The organism is Roseimicrobium sp. ORNL1, from assembly GCF_011044495.1.
Lineage (GTDB): Bacteria > Verrucomicrobiota > Verrucomicrobiia > Verrucomicrobiales > Verrucomicrobiaceae > Roseimicrobium.
This window is the reverse complement of the sequence record NZ_CP049143.1, coordinates 4,881,923-4,903,357: the sequence shown is the minus strand read 5'-3', so window position 1 is coordinate 4,903,357 and position 21,435 is coordinate 4,881,923. Positions and strand designations below refer to the sequence as shown.

At 60.0% G+C, this 21,435-nt stretch carries 12 protein-coding genes; 4 read left to right on the top strand and 8 right to left on the bottom strand.

The window, feature by feature from the left end:
• Window positions 1-208: 208 nt before the first annotated feature.
• The 5 genes from G5S37_RS19885 to G5S37_RS19865 form a co-directional block, all read right to left on the bottom strand.
• A complete protein-coding gene (locus tag G5S37_RS19885; RefSeq protein WP_165206188.1) occupies window positions 209-1,693 on the bottom strand; it encodes a glycosyltransferase family A protein in 1,485 nt (494 codons plus the stop codon).
• A 71-nt stretch (window positions 1,694-1,764) separates the two neighbouring features.
• Window positions 1,765-2,778 (bottom strand): GDP-mannose 4,6-dehydratase, encoded by a 1,014-nt coding sequence (gene gmd, locus G5S37_RS19880; RefSeq protein ID WP_165206187.1) that lies wholly within the window; start codon window positions 2,776-2,778, stop codon window positions 1,765-1,767.
• A gap of 3 nt (window positions 2,779-2,781) precedes the next feature.
• A complete protein-coding gene (locus tag G5S37_RS19875; RefSeq protein WP_165206186.1) occupies window positions 2,782-3,927 on the bottom strand; it encodes a DegT/DnrJ/EryC1/StrS family aminotransferase in 1,146 nt (381 codons plus the stop codon).
• A 131-nt stretch (window positions 3,928-4,058) separates the two neighbouring features.
• Entirely contained in the window at window positions 4,059-5,108 is a 1,050-nt protein-coding gene (locus G5S37_RS19870; protein WP_165206185.1) for an Mrp/NBP35 family ATP-binding protein, read from the bottom strand.
• A gap of 443 nt (window positions 5,109-5,551) precedes the next feature.
• A complete protein-coding gene (locus G5S37_RS19865) occupies window positions 5,552-6,163 on the bottom strand; it encodes a transposase (protein WP_240914889.1) in 612 nt (203 codons plus the stop codon).
• A gap of 412 nt (window positions 6,164-6,575) precedes the next feature.
• Here G5S37_RS19865 and G5S37_RS19860 point away from each other — a divergent pair, with 412 nt between their 5' ends.
• Window positions 6,576-8,084 carry a twin-arginine translocation signal domain-containing protein gene (locus G5S37_RS19860; protein WP_165211780.1) on the top strand — a complete coding sequence of 503 codons (1,509 nt, stop codon included), beginning with the start codon at window positions 6,576-6,578 and terminating at the stop codon, window positions 8,082-8,084.
• Window positions 8,085-8,334: 250 nt separating this feature from the next.
• Here the strand turns inward: G5S37_RS19860 and G5S37_RS19855 are convergent, their stop codons facing one another.
• Window positions 8,335-15,867 (bottom strand): autotransporter domain-containing protein, encoded by a 7,533-nt coding sequence (locus G5S37_RS19855; protein ID WP_165206183.1) that lies wholly within the window; start codon window positions 15,865-15,867, stop codon window positions 8,335-8,337.
• 379 nt (window positions 15,868-16,246) lie between these two features.
• Here G5S37_RS19855 and G5S37_RS19850 point away from each other — a divergent pair, with 379 nt between their 5' ends.
• From G5S37_RS19850 to G5S37_RS19840, 3 genes are all read left to right on the top strand, one after another.
• Window positions 16,247-16,543: a DUF2164 domain-containing protein gene (locus G5S37_RS19850; protein ID WP_165206182.1), complete on the top strand. Its 297-nt coding sequence runs from the start codon at window positions 16,247-16,249 to the stop codon at window positions 16,541-16,543.
• A gap of 141 nt (window positions 16,544-16,684) precedes the next feature.
• A complete protein-coding gene (locus tag G5S37_RS19845) occupies window positions 16,685-17,209 on the top strand; it encodes a hypothetical protein (protein WP_165206181.1) in 525 nt (174 codons plus the stop codon).
• A 20-nt stretch (window positions 17,210-17,229) separates the two neighbouring features.
• Window positions 17,230-18,054: a DUF2310 family Zn-ribbon-containing protein gene (locus G5S37_RS19840; protein ID WP_165206180.1), complete on the top strand. Its 825-nt coding sequence runs from the start codon at window positions 17,230-17,232 to the stop codon at window positions 18,052-18,054.
• Between the two features lie 51 nt (window positions 18,055-18,105).
• On the opposite strand, the gene rpoN is transcribed toward G5S37_RS19840, so the two are convergent.
• Both rpoN and G5S37_RS19830 read right to left on the bottom strand, forming a co-directional pair.
• Window positions 18,106-19,506 (bottom strand): RNA polymerase factor sigma-54, encoded by a 1,401-nt coding sequence (gene rpoN / locus G5S37_RS19835; RefSeq protein ID WP_165206179.1) that lies wholly within the window; start codon window positions 19,504-19,506, stop codon window positions 18,106-18,108.
• A gap of 53 nt (window positions 19,507-19,559) precedes the next feature.
• The gene (locus G5S37_RS19830; protein WP_206026069.1) at window positions 19,560-20,726 is read right to left on the bottom strand and encodes a hypothetical protein; all 1,167 of its coding nucleotides are present in this window, start codon (window positions 20,724-20,726) and stop codon (window positions 19,560-19,562) included.
• Between the last annotated feature and the right edge of the window lie 709 nt (window positions 20,727-21,435).

The following is a 21,435-nucleotide window of genomic DNA, read 5'->3' as shown; positions in this document are numbered from 1 at the left end:
TATCGCATGTCCCGACGCCAAAGGCTGTCCCAAAAAGGGTTCAAAGATGAGCCTCGCGATTCAGCGCCTCTTTGAGGTTTTTTTCGACGTCCTTCTTTGTCTTCGGGGTCTCTTCAAGGGATTTTTGAGCCCATTTTCCAATGTGTTTTACTCTCTCTGAGGGGCTTATGCGTTTTGGTGGCCGGGGTCTTTCTCCCATGCTCGGACGTCAGGACCCAAACCACTTGGGGAGCCAAGATTTGGTGCGAGAGGGGGCGGGCGCGCTTTTGAACCGCGCCAGGGCTTGCTTCGTTGCGTTGAGTTTTGTCTTTGTCTCGGCCAGCTTTGCCTTGATGACCTGCAGTTTTTCGCGCTCCGCTTCCAGCTCGGCGCGAGCTGCCTCTTGCTGGGTGAGCTGTCGGCGGAGCTCCTTGCCGGCGGCGAGCCACTTCTCATGCGTCTCGCGGCGTTCTTGCACGAGGTTCATCATGGTCCAGTTCTGAAGATCGGCCGGGCTTGCTTCAGCGAAGATGAGGGGGGCGGCTCCCTTTCGGCCCGCTTCCAGGAGACCGCTGGCGAGCTTGACGGCATCATGAATTCCTCGCAGATGGAGCGGGGCCGTATCCAGCGAAAGCTCAAACGGGGGATCGTCAGACTCCAGGCCGTAAGGCAACTGGGAAATCCAGGTTGAGATGTCAGGGAAGTCTGGTGCACCTGCACCTTCCAGCACATGCGAGCAGCCGACCAGGGCGGCCTGCTCATGCAGGGCCCGCCATTTTGCGGCGCTCTCATCTTCCTGCCAGGGTGTCTTGTGGAAATCGGCGCAGGCTCGTGCCACACGCTTCTCCCAGTGGATGGTGATACCAGATGGAAGCAACCCCAATTCCTCCGCTCTCAAGAAGGCATCGCCAAAATGGAAATCGAGCGCCTCGGTGTATCGGATTTTCGGGTGGAGCGCGATGGTGTTTCCCTCGTTGAACGCCGCCTGGATGTCTGGTGAAGCGTCGCGTTTCGCAAAGCTGCACCCGGTACTTTTTCCGGAAAATCCCAGCACGCCAACGGGTGGGATGGAAATCATTTCCTCATCCTTGATGAGGCACGCGGTGGCTATGGCGAGGTAGCTGTCAGGAAACAGCGAGGAAATGCGGCGCCCCGTCCGGCTCACCAGATCATCCAGCACACTTGTTCGTACCCAGCCAAAATTGTAGCAGAAGGGAAGCGCATAATGCTCGTCTGCTGCTGCGGCTTTCTTCAAACGCTCGCGTACACCGCGGGTATCCGGCGTTCTGGTGAGATGAAGTTGCAGACAGTCTGACCATTCACTGTAGGCACCCGGGTAGAAATACATGGCCTGGAGACCGGCATGCAGCGCCTTTGCACCTGGGCTCTCCGAGAGATGTCTTCTCGCCGTCGAAACGGCACCAGGCAACAGACCATCGTCCGAACCCAGGATCATGAAGAAACCTCTTTCCACCTTGCTGAGAGCAAACTCCCAGTGGTCAGCCATCCCCTGCCGCTGTGGAGGCTGTACCGTACGGAGGCGCGGGTCCCTGCTGCGGAAGGATTCCAGCACTTCCGCCGTGGCATCCGTGCTGAGATTGTCACTTACCAGGATTTCAAAATTTTCATCCTCCTGCGCGATGCAAGTCTCCAGGGTGTGAGCAAGCGTCTCGCATCGATTGAGCGTGGGAATGACAATCGTGAAGCGTTCCATGGAAAGTGACGGCGATGGTGGCGGTCTTCCGGTGCCCTTGCTTCTCTCAAGGGCGGGGCAGGAAGTTACCCTTACGCCCCGGCTTCTTGCATGCGCTTCTCCACGCGTGCGAGCTCCAGGTCCGCATCCACCATGATCTTCACCAGTTCCTTGAACTTCACCTTGGGTTCCCAGCCGAGCTGCTTCTTGGCCTTGGAAGGATCGCCGATGAGCAGTTCCACTTCCGCGGGGCGCTCGTAGCGTTCGTCGTGCTTCACGTACTGCTTCCAGTCGAGGTCGAGGGTGGCAAAGGTTTCCTCGACGAACTCGCGAACGCTGTGGGTCTCGTTCGTGGCGACCACGTAGTCGTCCGGCTTGTCCTGCTGGAGCATCATCCACATCATGTCCACATAGTCCTTGGCGTAGCCCCAGTCGCGGCGGGCATCCATGTTGCCGAGGTACAGCTTGTCCTGCAGGCCCAGCTTGATGCGGGTGGCGGCGCGGGTGATCTTGCGGGTCACGAAGGTCTCACCGCGGCGGGGGGATTCGTGATTGAAGAGAATGCCGTTGCTGGCATGGAGCTTGTAGCTCTCGCGATAGTTCACGGTGAGCCAGTAGGCGTACACCTTCGCGCAGGCATAGGGGCTGCGTGGCCAGAAGGGGGTCTTCTCCGTCTGGGGAACTTCCTGCACGAGGCCGTACATCTCCGAGGAGGAGGCCTGGTAGAAGCGCACGTGCTCCACGAGGCCGGCTTCACGAATCGCCTCCAGGATGCGCAGAGCGCCCAGACCCACGATATCGCCGGTGCTCTCCGGCACATCGAAGGAGACACGCACGTGACTTTGCGCACCGAGGTTGTAGATCTCATCGGGCTTGAGCTGGTACAGCAGCTTCACCAGCGCGACGGAATCACAAAGGTCACCGTAGTGCAGGAAGAGGCGCACGTTGTTCAGGTGCGGGTCCCTGTAGAGGTGATCAATGCGGCTCGTGTTGAACGTGGAAGCGCGGCGGATGATGCCGTGCACTTCGTAACCCTTTTCGAGAAGCAGTTCGGCGAGGTAGGAGCCGTCCTGGCCAGTGATGCCCGTAATCAGTGCGCGTTTCATGAGTCAGTTTAAAAAGGCCGCGATGGCTGCCACTACTTCTGTTTTCTGGGATTCGGTGAGTTCCGAGTAAATCGGAATGCTTAGCACTTCCTCCGCGAGTTGGTGTGAAACCTCGCAGCCGCGAAGTGAAGATTCCGGCAGGTGGGCAAAGCACGCCTGCTGATCGAGCGTCACGGGATAGTAGATCTCACAGCCGATTTTGAGGTCCAGCAGGTGCTGCTTCAACGCATCGCGCCTGCCCCCGGGCACACGCAGGGTGAACTGGTTCCAGATGTGCTGGTTGCCCTCTTCACAGTAGGGGAGCAGAAGTTTCGCGTCCGCGGGCTGGGAAGAAAAGGCGGTTCCGGGCAGCTTGCTGAGCTGTTCCTGGTAGAAGGCCGCATTGACCTGCCGCTGCTTTGTATAGCCGGCGTAGTGGGGGAGCTTCACCCGGAGGAAGGCCGCCTGCAGCGCATCCATGCGGAAGTTTCCGCCGATGTGCGAATGGTAGTACTTCGGCTCCATGCCGTGGTTGCGCAAGGACTTGGCGCGCAGGGCCAGGTCGCCGTCGTTCGTCACGAGCAGGCCACCGTCACCCAGGCCACCAAGGTTCTTGGAGGGGAAGAAGCTGTAGCAGCCGAAGTGCCCGATGCTGCCGGCGAGTGTGCCGTGGCGGCTGGCGCCGATGGCTTGAGCGGCATCCTCAATCACGTGCAGCAAGTGCTCATTGGCGAACTCCATCACCGCCTCCATGTTCGCGCACTGGCCGAAGAGGTGGACAGGGATGATGGCCTTGGTCTTTGACGTGACCTTGGCGCGGGCGTCTGCGATGTCGATGTTGAAGGTGTCTGGCAGGACATCGACAAAGATCGGCGTGGCTCCCACGCGGGAAACGCAGCCCGCCGTGGCAAAGAAAGTAAAGGCAGGGCAGAGCACTTCATCCCCGGGACCAACCTCCAGCGCCATGAGGGCCAGCAAGATGGCATCGGTGCCGGAAGAGACGCTCAGGGCGTGGCTCGCGCCTGTCAGGGGCTGCACTTCACGCTCGAAGCCAGCGATTTCCTCTCCCATGATGAAATGCCCGGTCTTGAAGACCCGCTCGAAGGCGGCGGTGAATCCATCATGCAGGGGATGGTTCTGGGCATTGACGTCAAGAAGGGGGACAGGCATCGGTTCGGAAGCGGCTGGCTGAAGAGGGTTGGGGGGAGCCCTGTGGTTAGGCGAAGATGCCGCCGCGCGCAACCCTTCGCGGAGGCATTTCAGCTTCCCTTTAGCCCCCTCCCGACGGCCCTCTGGGCCCCCTACTTCTTTGCCAGGATGTCGCTGATCTGCCGTGCCACCTCGTGGAACACGCTGCTGGAGGGGGAGGTCTTGGGGTCCTCCAGGGCTACGGGACGGCCTTCATCGCCGCTCTCGCGCACCCGGATTTCCAGCGGGATGTGGCCCAGGAGGGGTACACCGATCTTCTTGGCCTCCCGCTCGCCGCCGCCCTTGCCGAAGATGTGGTACACGTTCCCGTCATTCGGGCAGACGAAGTGGCTCATGTTTTCCACCAGTCCGAGAATGGGCACGTTCACCTTGCGGAACATCCCCACCGCCTTGCGCGCATCGATGAGCGCCACCTCCTGCGGGGTGGTCACGATCACCGCTCCAGTGAGCGCCACGGACTGGGAAATGGTGAGCTGGATGTCCCCTGTGCCCGGCGGCAGGTCCAGCACCAGCACGTCCAGATTTTCCCAAGCGCACTGGCGGAGGAACTGCTGGGTATACTTCGTGGCCATGGGACCGCGGACAATCACGGGAGAGTCATCATCCAGGAGGAAGCCCATGCTCATGAGCTGCAGCCCATGCTTGCGGATGGGGATGATGCGCTGCTCGTCATCGGCATAGGGACGCTCGTCCGTGCCAAACATGTGGGCAATGCTGGGCCCGTAGAGGTCGCAGTCGCAGAGGCCGACCTTCAGCCCAATGCGGGAGAGGGCCACGGCGAGGTTCACGCTCACGGTGGACTTGCCCACGCCACCCTTGCCGGAGGCCACGGCGATGACGTGTTTCACGCCGGGGATGGAAGACTGGAGCGCGGCGACATTCTGCTGCGGGCCGGCGGGCTCCTTGATGTCGAAATTCAGCCGGACGTCACCCACACCCGGCAAGGCCTTGATGGCGCGCATGGATTCATCGTGAATCTGGCGGGGGACATTCGCGTCCTTGGTCGCCAGCGAGATATCCACCTGCACCGCATTGCCCTCCACGCGGATGCCCTTGATGAGGCCAAAGGAGACAATGTCCCGGGAGAAGCCGGGATACTTCACATGGGCGAGGGCGGAGCGGACTTGGTCTTCAGTGGGCATGAGGGGGAGGTGCGGACGGGACGGGACGGGAGAAAGCTGGATACGTCTCAATACTGGAATGGGGTGAAGGCGACGCAAGGGGGAATGCGGGGGAGGGGGTGATTTCGTGGGGGATTGGGCGCTTGCCCAGAAGTAATTGGCCGTACCACTGACAGGCCGGCCAAGCCGACATCGCATGGATCTGTGAGGCGAAGCCTCCTTGGACTGCGTGCAGCCCTGCTGCCGCTTTGGGGTGCTACAGCCTGCTGTAGCCGGGTAGCTTCCCATTTGATCCAGATTTTCCCAAAACACCCCGCTGTGCAGGTGGCATCACTCGATGGGTAGAATCACACGGAAGATGTGGCAACCATCGCCGCAGCAGGGCTGCTTACTCTGGAAAGCGGCAGCAGGGCTGCACGCAGTCCAAGGAGGCTTCGCCTCACAAGTCACCTGACTTTGGTTTCTCACCCAATGCAGTCGGTATCGAAGTCCTCATCCTCTTCAGCGATGCGTTCAAATTTGAAACTTGCGACCGTCTTCACCCATGCAGGTGTGACGGCCTCTTTGAAACTTCTGGCACTGCACCATCTCCATTCCGAGGCCCGGGTTACTAACTTGTGGTGCACGGCATTCTGATGCACGTAGTTCAACCTCGCGAAGTAGCTCTCCTGATAAGTGAGCAGGGTTTCGCGATAGTTCTGCCACAGGCGGCTTCTTCCGGGCGTGCCGTCCTGGCGATTCATTTCTTTGGTGGTGAGGCTGTGAAGTTTCTGTACAAGCGACGCCATCGAAAGCGCGCCTTCTGGTTGCAATGAGGGACTATGCACCACCAAATGATAGTGATTCGACAAGATGGCCCAAGCCTCAAATCGCCAGCCTGCTTGCGAAAAAGTCGAGAGAAGCGTTTCTTGAAACCAGTCCCGCCTGGATGGTGTGTGCAGCAGATGATTCCGACTTGCCGTGCGTGCTGTGACAAAGAAGACGCCCCCGCGCTTCAGACGGTGGGGAGGTGCGTGAGGCCACTCACGCGTGCCATCTGCTATTTCTGCGTCAGTCGGCAGTCTTAACGAATCCATGAACACATGGATGCAAAACGCCGCAATGTGTCAAGAAACGACGAGTGCCTGATATGACAAACCGACATCAGGCCATTTGTGAGGCGCAGCCTCCCTGGACTGCGTGCAGCCCTGCTGCCGCTTTGCAGAGTCCGCAGCCCTGCTGCGGCGATGGTAGCCACCCCTTGGCGTGTGATTCTACCCATCCCGTTATGCTACCTGCCCGGCAGCATGTTTGGGCGTATCGGGATCACAAGAGCAGCCACCCGGCTACAGCAGGCTGTAGCACCCCAAAGCGGCAGCAGGGCTGCGCGCAGTCCAAGGACGCTGCGCGTCACGGTTTCATATCCCTTTCCCCTGTCCAAGCCGGACCCACTCTGGTAGTCTGGTTCCAGAACCCAAACCCTTCACGGAGGTCCCTGCCATGTTGCCGATGCCGCGCCGTTCCTTCCTCAAATCCACTGCGGGTGCTGGCGCGCTGACGGCGCTTGGCGAACTCGGGTGGCTCGGTCGATTGCCTTCCGTCTCTGCGGAGGAGGCGGCAATGCCACCGCACCTCGTGCAGTTTCATCCGGAGATTGAGCCGCTGGTGCGCCTGCTGGAGGACACACCACGGGAGCGCGTGCTGGAGGAGGTTGCGTCGCGTGTGCAACGAGGGTTGAGCTATCGCGAAGTATTGGCGGCGCTGATGCTTGCTGGAGTGCGCAGCGTGCAGCCGAGGCCCGTGGGCTTCAAGTTTCACGCGGTACTGGTGGTGAACTCAGCGCATCTTGCGAGCCTCGCTTCCCCGGACTCGGATCGCTGGCTGCCAATCTTCTGGGCCATCGATCAATTCAAATCCTCACAAGCGGCGAATGTGAAGGAAGGCAATTGGCACATGGAGCCCATTGAGGAAGCGAGAGTGCCAGCCAGCCATCAGGCAAGAAAGGCCTTCATCGAGGCGATGGACAACTGGGATGAAACTGCTGCGGATGCTGCCATCGTGGGCCTCGCACGCACGGCGGGGATGGATGAGCTCTTTGAACTCTTCGTGCACTACGGCGCGCGTGATTTCCGCGACATCGGGCACAAGGCCATCTATGTGGCGAACAGCTTTCGCACGCTGGAAGTCATCGGCTGGCAGCACGCGGAGCCCGTGCTGCGCTCGCTCGCTTATGCCTTGCTGGATCGCTCCGGCGCGAAGGAAAATCCTGCTAAGGCAGACCTGATGCCGGACCGTGCATTCCGCGAAAATCTGCCGCGTGTGCAGCAAGTCCGCGAGGGATGGGTGGATGGCAAACCCAATGCCGATGCCTCCAGGGAGCTGCTGCTCGCCAGCCGCTCTGCCTCTTCTTCCGATGCCGGAGCGCTGGTGTTGACGCTGCTCAACAAAGGCGTGGCGCCACAATCGCTCTTCGATGCGCTCTACACCGGCGCAGGTGAATTGCTGATGCAAGCCCCGGGCATTCTCTCGCTCCACGCGATGACCTTTACGAATGCTATCCACTATGCGTGGACTCGCGTGAAGAATGATGAAACTCGCCGCCTGCTCCTGCTGCAGAATGCCGCCTTCCTTCCGCTGTACCGTGGCGATCGTGAGGACAAGGGCATCCACATTGATACCCTGGAGCCGCTCCAACCCAATGCGAAGGGGGACGAAGCCGTGGCGGAAATTTTCGCAGACATCGGCACGGATCGCCTCGTGGCTGCGCGCAAGATGCTGGGCTTTCTCAAAGATCATCCGAGCCCCAGACCCTTCGCCGATGCCGCCCGCCGCATCATCTTCATGAAGGGCACGAACTCGCACGACTACAAGTTTAGCGCCGCCGTGCTGGAGGACTATGAGCACCTCGCACCGCCATGGCGGGACCGGATGCTGGCCTCAAGCGTCTTTTACTTGCGCAGTTCCGCGGAGAAGGACAACGAACTCGTGCAGCGCACGCGGTCGGCGCTTGGTGGGTAATTCCATCAACAGTTGAGAATGGTCTTTGTGCAGGAAGCGAGGGGCCGGGCAAAGGAGCGTGGACACGCTTGTCCGCCGTTCTGTGGCATGGTGACCTCCATCATATGGAAGCTGCTGGTGACGCTTCTGGAGTACCTGATGGAATGTGGCCTTGCTTGCCTGATGAAAGAGGGTGGTGTGTCAGGGATGGCGGACAAGAGTGTCCGCGCTCCTTTGAACGCCCGGTGCTTCACCTTTCGCACAGGACTCTCTAAAACCTCAGCGTCGCGCTCAGTGACACGTTGTGATTGGGCTCCTCGCGGCCGAGGTCCACGTTGTAGTACACATTCCCGTAGAAGCGTGGGCCAATCTGGAAGCCGATGCCGGCGCCGAGGTAGAGGGCGTCCTTGTCATCCCCCTCGGGTTCGTAGAGGAAGCCGGGGCCATTGCCGCCATCGAGGCGGGCATGGAGGTCTTCGCCATCCAGGAACTCATGCTGCCAGAAGGCGCGCAACTCGGGGATGATGGCCATGCGGTCATTTACTTCGACGGTATAGGCCACACGCGCGCCCAGGTAGCTGCGCAGGCTCTCGGCCTCGGGGGCATCCATACGCAGGTCCAGGCTGTCAGCGCCGTGTTCGGTGAAGCTATCCAGTGCGATGCGGCTGTACTGCACGCTGACCTGTGGACCGAAGGTCCAGTTCCCTTGTTGCACGTCGTAGCCGCCACCCAGCAGGCCGAAGAACTCCGTGCCATCGGGATCACTATGGGCATTCCTGCTCAGCGTAGCGAATTGGATGGGACGCTTGATGTCGTAATCCACCGTGCCTACACCGAAGGCGGCATTGAGGTAGAAGTTCTCGATATCCACCGTGGCATAGCCGCCAAAGGTCACGCGCTCCAGGTCGATCTCACCGCCGTTGTCATAGTCGCCCCAGCCTTCGCCATACGCGGCGAAGATGCCGAGCGCCACATGTTCACTGAGCGCGTAGTCCGCGCCCACGAGAAAGTTGCCGCTCTCGAAGTCCTCACCCGGTGTGAGCGAGAGACCACCTTGGGAGAAAAGGCCGCTGCCTTGGAACCAGGTGCTCCAGCGTTCGTCACTGGCGAGTGCGACTTGAGGCTGCGCAGAGAGTACGTTCTTGCTTCCTTTGCCGTCGGGGCCTGCAGACGCCGAAAGTTGAGCCGGTTCAGAGCGAAGGGTGCGCTGGCCCAAACGACGCGCGCTCAGTTGCTGATGCAGCAGCTGGCCCTGGCTGTGGCTGAGTTCGATGCCGGTGCTCAGAGCCGCATCATGGAAGCCGGGCATGATGGCCTGGAACGCCTGCGGATAGTGCTCCTCACGCAGCAGGTCGAGTGCGAGCGTGGTCTCGCCGATATCGCCCTCCTCAATGCCAATCCATTCGTCCAAGGCGCGCGCTACGCGAGTCTCATTCGATGTGGTGGCCACGAGTGTGTAGCTGGTGGGAGCGACGATGAGCACGCCGAGATTCCCGAGATTGAGGAAGCGTCCGCGATTTACCGAGGGATTCGGCATTTCAATGCGGTTGAACTTTCCGGTGATGCGTCCCGCTTTCAGGAAAGGAATCTGGTCGCCATACTTGGGCTTGTATCCCAAGGAGGCGATTTCCAAGGTGCCTCCGAGTCGCGCATGTCCGCTGACCACGAGCACATCGTGATTGCCCGGGCTGGCCACTTCGATTTCCAAGGTGCCGCTGCTGGTCTGGCGGTAGTTACCGCGGATGGTAAGCAGGCCGATGGAGTTGCCAGGTGCCACGGTGCCTGCGTTGACCACATTGCCGATCACGATGCCATTTCCCATGAGCGTGCCATTTGGCAGCACCTGGAGCAGGGGAGTCTGGAAGGTGCCATTCACCGAGAGTGCACCTCCGTGAATGAGCGCGTTGCCTTCCACCTGGAATGCAGTGCGGCTGTCGAGGATGCCTGCGCCGAACTTGTGGAAATCACCCGGCACGATCACGCTGCCGCCGCTGATGATGGCCTTGCCCCCGGTCACCGTGAAGTTGCCGCTCGTCACCGTAAGGTTGTTGAAGACCTGAAGGCTGCTGCCCGGGAGGAAGATGAGTGAGTTGATGATGTTGTTCTCCGTAGGCGTGCCTGTCCACGCACGACCATTCACGGTGAAGTCCGCAAACGTGGGAATGTAAACAGGGCCGCTGTTCTGCAGGAGTGGGCCGGTCGCCGTGGCGCTCACGGCATTGAGTTGGAGGCTGGTGCCGTTCAGGAAGAAGGCATACACGTTGTAGTCCACGTCCGGATTCGCGCTGATGAAGACAGGGATGGTGAAGTCCGTGCTGCCAAAGGTGGCGAGCTTGTTCACTCCGAGTTCCAACGCACCCAGGATGAAGGTGCCGCCATCGCCTCCGTTGGTAAAGGCTCCGGTGATCTGCAGCAGATCGCCATCCTTCGGGTTCAGCGCAATCTCACCACCGTTCCAGGTGAGCGAGCCAAGTTGCAGCACGCCTGTGGGGGCAAGAATGGCGCCAGTGTTCAGCGTTACCGGGCCAGTGCCGAGCGCAGTGCTGTGGGTGGTCACCACTTTGCCGCTGTTGATGGTCGTGCCGCCGGCATACGAATTGGCACCGGTGAGGGTGAGCGCGTTCGTGTTCTGCTTCGTGACGGAACCACTGCCGCTGATCACTCCATCAAAGGTGACGTCATCACTGCGATGGAAAACCATTGAGGCGTTGTTGAGTACGTTGCCGATGATGCTGCCATTGGTGGTGCCATCGCCGATTTGCAACACACCGCCGCTGATCGTGGTGCCGCCGCTGTAGTTGTTTGCACCCGTGAGAGTCACCGTATTGGCGCCTGTCTTCTCAAAGTCGCCGGTGCCGGTGATCGCGGTGGAGATGGTGAAATCCGCACCCGAGGTGCCATCTGCAATGAAGTGTCCGCTGTTCTTCACTGCATTGGCGAAGGTATCGCCATTGGCGAGGCGCAGGGTCAATGTGCCATCTGTATCGATAGTGACGAGGTCAGTGCCAACACGGATGCCGGTGGTGGTGCCATCACCCACGACGAGATTGCCACCGTTGATCGTGGTGCCGCCGCTGTAGTCATTCTGGCCCAGCAGCGTGACGGTATTGCTGCCTGTCTTCTCAAATGTTCCCGTGCCGGTGATGAGGGACGCGATGCTGTAATTTTCTCCCGTGTCGCCCGTGGCGATGAATACCCCCTTGTTGGACACGCCGTTGAAGAAGGTCTCTCCGTTGGCGAGATTGAGAACAAAGGTGCCGGCGTCGTCGATGACCAGTTTTCCTGTTCCCAAGATAGCACCTGTCGTCTGGCCATCTCCGAGGTGGAGGGTGCCTGCGGAAATCGTCGTGCCACTGATGAAGTTGCTTGCGCCCAGCAGGGTGAGAGTGCCTGCGCCAGCTTTGGTGAGAGCACCGTTGCCGGTGATGCTGCCGCTGTACTCCAGTGTCTTGTCGAGCGCTACTTCCACTCTGCCGGCGCCTGTCAGTGTGATGCCGCGATTCGCATGAAGCGTGAAGCTCTCGGTCACCTGGAGAGTGCCACCGTTGAAGTTGAGGTTGTCCGCGTCGACTGCAGCCGGTGTGGCGCCGAGATTGGCGTCCTTAGAGATGCTCAAGGTGCCGGCATTCAACTTAGTGCCGCCCTCGTAGGTGTTCGTGCCACTGAGGATGATGGTGCCGTCACCCGTCTTCGTGATGCCGCCCGTGCCGATGAGCGGCACCTCAATGGTGGCGCTCACCGAGGGGTCGATGCGCAACTCCGCGCCGCTGCCCACATCCAGCGAGCCACCCGCGTCCGCCAGCGTGTATCCGTCCGTCTTGAAATGCAGTCCCGCGATCTGCATGCCGGTTCCGGCCACCTGCACCGTACCTGCCGTGCCTGCGAAGACGGCGGTGAGGTTCTTCCAATTGTTATTGGCATTGCCACTCTGGTTGGTCCAGTTGGTGTTGGTCGTGTTCCAGGTGCCATCGCCACCTCGGCCATTGGCCACGAGGCCGGGGTCACTATTGGAGCCATCCCAGAACTGGAGGCCATCATAGTTCACGATGAGTCTGACCTCGTTGGCGGTGCTGGTCTCCACCACCAGATTGTATCCCGCAGGCGCACTGCCAAAGGTCATAGTGGAACCATTGCTGCCGCTCAGGGTGCCACCATAGTTGATGAGGGTGTAGGTGCCGGTGCCGAAGTCTCCGTTGGTGGTGAGATTGATCACGCCGCCGAGGTGCAGATTTCCGGAGGCGCCGGAGCCATTGATGTTGCCGATCACGGCGATGACATCATTTTGAAACCCCGGGACGCTGTAAGGTAAGCCCAGCTCGAAGTGGAGCCGGGTGGCAGCATCCAGGTTCAGCTCACCCACGGTGAGGATGCCGGGGCTGTTCCCCGGAGCGAGATTGGCGCCGCCCTCAAGAGTGACCACGCCATTGATAGTGCCTGCGCCGGAGAGGGTGGCGCCCGTCTTGATGAGGACAGCTCCCGAGCCAGTGGCGCTACCGGTGGTATTGTTTACCGTGAGGGTGCCATTGCGAATAGTGGTGCCGCCCGTGTAGGTACTCGCTCCCGTGAGGGTGAGCGTGTTCGTTCCATATTTGTCCAGGCTGCCGCCGTTGCCGGTGATGGCGTCTATGACGCCGATATGGCCCGTGCCATCCAGTGTGAGGGTATTGCCCAGGAGATGCACCGTGCCAAAAGTGGTGGCCGCGTCGTTGTTCACCGTGAGCGTGCGGCTGCCGGTGAGTGACATCGAGCCGAGGAAGCTGAGTGCGCGAGGCGTGCCATCCACACTGGCGCCGATGGTGGCATTTCCTGTAAGGTTGATTGTATTGAAAATGGTGCGATCCCCGCCGTCTGCCATCACCGTGCCGCCAGCGAGCGTGAACGTAGTGGGCATGCCGCCAGGAAAGGTGCGGCCCAGGGCTGCATCGCTCGCGAGCGCGAGCCGGCCATTGTTGAGCGTGACGGAGAGATTGTCATTCTGAAGCCCCGCCAGTCGCATCAGCCCCGCGCCCTCCTTCACAAGCGTGCCATTGACGATACCAGCCTGGATGTCCAGGTCGATGAGGGTGAAGCCATCTGCGACGGTGAAGGTGCGGGTGGCACCAAGGAGATAGATGTGATTTAAGAGATCGCTTGAAGTGAAGAGAGACTTGGAAATGCTCGCATAGGTGGTCAGATCGCCGTGGAGAGTCAGGATTCCAAGCCCGTGATCCACCGTAGCACCCGACATGCTGAGGGAGTTGATGGAGGTGTTGCGGTCGTTCAAGTCAAAGACCGAACCGAAGGACATGGTGACATCCGTGGTGGACGTGGTTTGGCCACTTTTTTCCAGACGCACCGTTGCTGCGGTTACTGTGCCAATGTCAAGGTCCCCCGGCACTGCTTCCACTCCCACGCCCTTGTTGAGCACCAAAGTGCCCGAGGCCACCGTGGTAGTCCCGGAGAACGAGTTCGGCAGGCTGCCATTGAATGTCAGTGTGCCGGTTCCGGTCTTTTCAATGCCACCGGATCCATCGATGGGAGACGAGATGCCAATGTCGTAATGTTGGGTGTCGATGATTACGCCGCCGCTGCCGAGGGTGATTTCGCCCGCGGCGAAGCCATCCAGGAAGGTGGGGTTGTTCCCCGTGGCGCGCAGGATGCCGCCATTGATGTCCACCAGGGCAGTGCGGGTGGCATTCTGCTTCAGGATGCCTCCGGTCTCCAGGACACCGCGGCCATTGATGGGTGAGCCATTCACCGTGAGTTGTCCGGTGCTGGAGTTGGCATTGTTGGTCATCTCCACCTGGTTGGTCGTGACCTTGCCGCCGTTCTCGATGGTAAGGGTGCCGCTACCGCCAGAGTCGAAGGCGATGAGTATGCCGGCTGGAACGGACAGGGTGGAATTTGGTCCACTCACCGTGACTTCGCCTGTTGAGATGGAGCCGATGTACATCCGTGATGCGTTGACAGCGCCACCATCCAGAATCTCAAGTTCACCAGGGGTAATTCTGCCTACCGTGAAGTAGTTGGCATTCCACACGGAGTTGGCTCCCGTCACGGTGGCGGTCCCGGTGGCACCGACGCCGAGATCGGCATCGCGGGTGCTCAGTTCCCCTCCGGCGCTGACGAGCACATGGCTGGCTGCCGAGCTGCCGACGGGCAGGCCGTAAGTGGTGGTATCGAGACTGGCATCCGCCCCCGTGATGGCGAAGGTGCCGCCATCGATGGTCATGTAGCTATCAAAGGTGCTACTGCCCGTGAGCACGAGCGTGCCGCCGCCAGCTTTGTAGAAGACACCGGCACCGGCCACAAGTTGCCCTGCCTGGGTGAGGGTGGCTCCCGTGGCCACTTCCACCCTGCCGTTCCCGCCTGCGAAAGTCATGGTGCGGTCCATGGTGACATCTGCCGTGACCAGCAGCCTGCCACCACCGACCCCGTTGAAGGTGATGGCGCTGGTTTCGAGGCCCAGATTGCCATTGGAGGAAATCGAGATCGTGCCATCCACGATTTCTGTCCCGCCTTCGTAGGTATTGTTCGCATTGGTCAGCACCAGGGTGCCGGACTCGTACATGGTCAGCTTGCCCACGCCCGAGATCAGTCCCTGCTGCGTGAGGGTGGTGTCGTAGTCCACCCAGAAGGTGCCGCCGCCTGCATTGAGTGTCGTGTCCCGGTTCATGGTGATATTCGCCAGGGTGTGCAGGGTGCCGCCATTGAAGCTCAGGGGCCCTGAGGCACTGCCCAGCGCTCCATTGCTGGAGATGATAGTCACGCCGCCATTGAATGCGGTACCACCGGTGTAGTCGTTGAGCGCATTGGTCAGTTGCAGCTCGCCAGCGCCACTCTTGGAAATGCCATTGGTACCACTGATGATGCCGTTGATGGTCACAATGCCGGTCGCGTCAATGCCGTTGCCCGCCGTGTTGATCAGCACGTTGGCATCGATGGTGAGATCCGATCCGGCATTCACCTTGATCGCGATGCCGTCCTGGTTGCCAATCGTCAGCGTGTAGGGGCCGCCGGCGCCGCTGCTGATCACGACCGGTAGCGCATCGGTGACGGTGAGGCTGTTGATGGAGAAGTTCTGTTCTAGCGTGGTGGACCCCTGGTTGGCCGCGCCCAAGGCGGAGAAGATGACATTCACGCCCACCGGGCTCACGGGGAATCCCGACACGGTGGTCGTGGAGCCGTCAGCATCTATCGTCCAGTTCACACCCGTCCATGTGCCATTGAAGCCGCCCTTCCAGTAGGCGGGAGCGATGAGAAGGTTTGGCCCGAAGACGCCCTGACCGAATTGTGGCTGTGCACTCGTGGGAAAAGCGTTCGGGTTGCCTTGGGTTGAGTACGCAACGCCAAAGACAGCTCCTCCAGAGAATTGTGAGGATGAAAAGAGGAAGCTCCCATCCAAGGACCCCACCGTGTTGCCCGAACTGAGCACGTAGGTGCCAGCGCTCAGATAGATCGGTACGCCAAATGGGTCGAAGAGCCACTTCGTACCCTGCACGCCGGTGTTGATCTGAATGGTGGAGGCATTGGTGACCGTGGTTTGGACCATGAGCGTGCCCGTATCGGTCCAGAGACCCACGTAGTGAGATACACCCAGGCCCTCTCCAGGAGCCAGCATGCCGAGGCCGTTGATGATCAGTGGATTCGTCAGGGTGAAGCTATACCCCTGGGAGACATTGCTGGAGCCCTGCTGTCCATAGAGCCCACCGGTAATGTCCACCAGTCTCTGCTGGCCGCTGGCGCTGGTGGCGCAGCACACCAGTGAGGCCACGAGCGCCATCAGCAGGGAAGCCGCCCGGCGAGCGCCAGTGCGTGCACCCAAGCTTTTGCCGACGGAGCGTCGTGAGCTTGGCTGGAGAGTGGCTGAGGAGGAGGGGAGGGGAGATGCCTGGGGAAGCATGAGGGATGGTTTTTTTAACCTCCGTGGGACACCTCCAGGCAGGGACAACAAGACTCATGGCCGGATGCCAGCACTCGCCACCTGCGGAACGCAAACGGTCGTATGCTGCAGCCCGAAGCGCCAAAGTCTCGCACCGCTGGGGTTTTAACGGACGATTGAACGGGAGTGGATGAGGTCGCGGACCTTTAGCAATAAAGCGGAGTAACCGCTTGTGAAATTTTACTAAATTGAGGTTCAGCCCTTGGTTTTGTGTTTTGGGCTTGCGTGTCGATGTGGGCTCGATGTGTGTTGTCAGACAGGCATGTCATCATCACCACTGCTTACCAAGGAACAGAAACAAGAGGCTGTGGAGTCTCTGAAGCGCTTCTTCACAGAGACACTGGATGCCGAACTCAGCGACCTGCAGGCAGGCTTCTTCCTGGACTACATCATGAGCGAGATGGCGCCCATTGCGTACAATCAGGGCGTGGAGGACGCTCGGAGATTCATTGCCGCACAAGCTGACGAGTTGCCCGGCACCTGCTTTCAGGAGGCGATGACCTACTGGCAAACGCAGAAGGGCGCGTCGCGTGGCGTGCGGAGAAAGCCGGGTGGGTGAGGGTGAATTCTGCGCGGGTTTCATTGCCCGCAGTTGCGTGAGCGTGGTCTTGGTGAATACCAAGAAGCTGTGACTCCTCAAAGTGTTTTCCTGCGACTCGTCCTGCTTGCGACCACGCTTCTGCTTGTCTTGCTAGTGGCCATGTTCCACGGCTGCGGCGACGATATTGCCAGAAATTGCACACTGACGGTGAATGGCCAGGCTCTTGATCTAGGGGAGCGCATCGGACTTGGGAGTGTCCGTGAACCTCGATTGGAGCCCGAGCCAGTTTACCTGATGATCACAAACATGGGCTGGCAGCCGCTGACGTTGTTCTATCACTCCCTTGGGCCTCGTGGCACTTGGGAGATTGATGTGAATGGTAAAATTTATAGCTTTGAAAACGCTTCTACGGGCTCAGGCGTGGGCCTATCGAGAGAAGTGAAGCCCAAGGAAGCGGGTGTGATCGAAGAGACTCTTATGTATGAGCAAATTCCTGAAAGTCTCAGGAAGCTCATCTTATCGGAGGCCAGCGGATCGACGTTCGTGGACGCGAAAGTGAGATTCACGATTCAGATTGAGGCTAGGGGTGGCGAGGGGCAGGTCAAGACTGTACAACTCGCCAGCAACTGGCGAAGCATGCAAGTAGGTTCACATCAAGCTCCGGTCGGCTGGAAGGCTAAGTAGAAAATTCGCCATATTGCGCCATGTATCTTGCCACCGTTACTTTTGGAGCCTGCCGCAAGAGCGAAAGAGCGCAGTTTGAGGACGCAGCGGAGAGCTATCTCGGGGAGTTGTCGCGCGGTGGCCAGATTGATGGCGCGTTCATGCTTTCACGATCAAAGGGCCAGTTGATTGCGCAGGTGCTGGTCGCAGCAGTCGGAGCGTGGGAGACACGTCATCACTCGGCGCATGGCAAGGCGGAGTTGAAGAAGGTAGTGGCGCTTTTCGGAGAGGCTCCGTTGTGGAGGGTGCTCGATGACGATGTGCCAGAGAGGCAGCTTTCATGGAAAGGTGCGCCGCATCTCTACCTGTTTACCAACGCACTGGACCGGTCTTCTCCGGTCTGCAGGGGAGACGGTGGTGCGCAGGTACCGGTGTTTCGCGTGCCTGTCTCTACAGACATAAAGGAGCGGTTGCGTGAATGGCAGCGAAGCTATCGTCATCATGACCATCTCTGGCTGGCATCAGGCACTTTGGAAATGGCTGCCTACCGTGAGCTGGCGGACTCGGAAAGTGAGCTGTCGAGGGAAGGGCGTGAGCTGTGCTGGATGGTGGAGTCGGCGACAGGTATTCCTACCTACTACTATCTGATGCGCTACTGGAGCAGACGGCCCTCCGTGGAGGCGAGGAGATCCTGTCCGGGATGTGGGTGTGCCTGGAGAGTGGAGCGTTCAGAAGAGGGAAGGCCGCGCTTCTGTGATTTCGAATTCAAGTGCGACCGTTGTCGGCTCGTGTCGAATCAAGGTGTGTCGACAGACGGTGGAAGGTACACTGGCATCGGTGAGTTTCGTAGGGAGAAGGTGAGGTAGCTTTTTGGTGGCTTTCGCACTTCGTGTGAGTGCCACCTCAGGCACACCGCCCTACGCCGACTTCCTCAAATGACTCGGGAGCACGCCCATGGCTTCGCGATACTTCGCCACGGTGCGGCGGGCGACTTTGATGCCGCGGTCGTTGAGGTGCTTTACGAGTTGTTCGTCTGACAGCGGTTTGTGAGGGGGCTCGGTCTTGATGATTTCCCCGATGGCGTTCTTCACGGCGGTGTTGCTCACGTCATCTCCGCCCTCGGTGCGGACGCCGCTGGTGAAGAAGTACTTCAACTCAAACACACCATGTGGAGTGGCGATGAACTTCCCGGCGATGGCGCGGCTCACGGTCGTTTCATGCACACCCACGGCCTCGGCCACGGTGGCCATGTTGAGCGGCTTCAGCATGCTTGGTCCCTTCTCAAAGAAGTCATGCTGGTGTGCGATGATTTCCGTGGCGATGCGCTGGATGGTCTGCTGCCGCTGCGCGATGCTGCGGATGAGGAACTTCGCGCCGCGAATCTTTTCACGGATGTAGCTGCGCGCTTCGTTGCCGGTCTCCGGCTGGGCGAGAAGATCCTTGTACGCATTGCTGATACGCAGGTGCGGCAGGTCGCGCTCATTCATGATGGGGGTGTAGGAGCCATTGCTCCGCTCCACGCGAATGTCCGGCGTGACGTAGTGATTGCGCATCTGGGCAAATCCCTGCGCGGGGCGTGGGTCGAGCGAGGCGATGACCTCCACAGCGCGTGAGATCTGATCCGGCGGAGCGGCGAGTTTCTTGGCCAGCAGCGTGTAGCGTTTGTGCGCCAGATCCTCCAGGTGATGATCCACAATGCGGTGAGCGAGGCTGGACTTCCTGCCCTGGCGCTCGAGTTGCAACATGAGGCATTCGCGAAGGTTCTCCGCGCCCACGCCGGCAGGCTCGAAGCTCTGCACGAGCGCCTTCGCCTTTGCGAGATCATCCATCGGCAGTCCGTGACGGAGGCTCAGCTCATCCAGACTGGTGTGCAGGAGGCCATCGTCATCAATGTTTCCAATGATGAACTCGGCCATTTCGCGCAGCTTCTCGTCACCGGAGTCGGCCAGGTTGAGCTGGCTGAGGAGGTGTTCCTGGAGCGTGGTCTCTGCGGTGATGGAATCCATCATGAAGCGATGTTTCTCATCATCTTCTGATGTGCGCGGGCCCACCGAGGAGCGCTGCTGTGCATAGTATTCACGCCACTCCTCATCCAGGCGGGAGAGGGAGGAGATGTCCGCATCCGGATCCTCCGGGGCGGTCTGCTCCAGAGAGACCTCGGAGTTCTCGACCTCCAGGACGGGATTCACCGCCAGTTCCTGTTGTACGATCTGCTGGAGCTCAAGCGCGGGGGCTTGCAGGATCTGCAGACTCTGCTGCATCTGAGGTCCAATGACCTGCTTTAGCGACTGGGTTTGGAAGAGGCCCTGGCTGGACATGTGTGACTCACCAAACCGCGCTACAAATATTTAGCAAGCAAATTTCATGCCAACTATTTATTTGCGTTCGCTTGGGCGGGCTTGCCTTGCGTTGCTGAGCAGTCAAAAACCTTCAATCGATGGTCTTCTGAATTCGATGCATTGATCTGTAAATCAATGAGATACGTGCGGCCATCGATCATCTCCTTTTGAAGGTATTGGCCAGCAGGAGAGTTTTTGTCCACCCATGCCTCGGTGACGCCGGTTTCGGCGAGGGAGCCTTGCACTTTGAGCAGCAGGGGTGCTTCCTCCCGTGCATTTTTCGTGTTCGGATTGGTGCTGAGGCTGCAAAGCACGGTGTACCATTTCGCTTCTTCTGGACTGACGCGAATCGCCGCAATGAAACGGTCGAAAGCATTGTCATATGTCTGGGCAAAGAGCGGCCAGTCGATGACGTGATTTCCATTCGCCGTGGCACGGAGTCGCACAATCGCGCCACCGCGTGAGGCGGGAGAATTGACACGAAAGAGAGTCACGACTTCGCCCGAAGGCAGGGCATGCACCGGCCCCGGGACAGGCAACGGCTCTACCTCGCGGGTACGCAATCTGCCGCCATGCTTCTTCACGAACTGCTCCATGTTATCGCCGTGCTTTTCGGGATCCGCGATCCAGCGTGCGCGTTCCTCAGGTGTTGTGGCCGTGCCGATACCGAACACCAGCTTCGCTGCGATCACTGGCAGGGGATCTTGCTTGGTAATGGAGAGCGTAGCCGCATCCGAGGGCAGGGCGCGACGCACTTCTTCCTGCGGAGCAGCAGGCTCGGGGGCAGGAGTTGGGGCAGGTGGCGATGGAGGCGTGGATGGAACGGGAATGATGACAATCTCCGGAGGCGCCGCTGGAGGCATTCCTTCCGGTTTCGTTGCAGTGGTTACGGGGGCCTCCGGCACTTCAGGCGAAGCCGGAGGCGGCGTGCTTGTCACAGCCTGTGCAGTCGCTTGTGCTGGTACCTGGGTCGACGCTGTCGACAACGCAGGTGTTGGATCAGGCGCCTTCTCAGCGCTCAAGGCGGCCACTTGTTGCGGCAGAATGGCCTCCTTAGATTCCGGTGGAGGCTTCGGCTTGGACTCACCAGGTGATGAGGGTGCACGCTGTGCGATGTCTGGCGTGACGGCTGTGTTCGTGGATTGCCAGCGTTCCTTGATCAAGTGCAATCCTCCTGCGAGTGCGAGCGATCCGAACATCAAACCGGCAATCCACGGCGCACGTCTGGGTGGATGGTGGATGACTGTGGGAGGCCCGCTGTTTCGCATCATCTTTACCGCCACCAGCGCAAGATCCTGCGGGTGATGCGGAGCGGCGTGTGAAGATGTGGCAGGTGAAGAAGCTTCGGGATGGTGTGGTATTGCAGTATGCTCGTGTGGGACCACTCCGGGCAAGGGCGGTGCGATGTGCACAGACAGACCCGGTGGCGCAGGCAGGGGAGCAGGCTCGGCGGGGTCTGCTGCTGCGCCAGCGCGAGCGATACCGAAGGGTGACACCGGAAGTACCACCGGAGTCGGAGCGTGTACATGTGGATGCGGCGGGAACACCGTCGGCGTGAGCTCTGACGTGGCCGGGGGAACGAAACCAATCTGAGGTGGTGGCAGCGGACCTGTGGTCGTGCTCAGCACCGGGCCGAGCGCTGGCTCTAGATGGACTGGCGGTGGCAGTGGCGGCGGTGTTTCCGGCAAGCTCTCTGGTGCCCGCGTCGTGACCGATTCCGTGCCAGTGAATATGGGGGCAGGAGCTTGTGTTTGATGTTGCTGCAGAAGCGCCGCTTCCCAGAGCTGGGCCGGTGAAACCACGGCCGCCACGGGTGGCTGTGACACCGGCGCGGGTGGACTGGCCTGCGCCTCAACAGTGTAATACCGCCCACGCGGTGCGGACTGGGTGCAGTGGGGACAGGTTTCC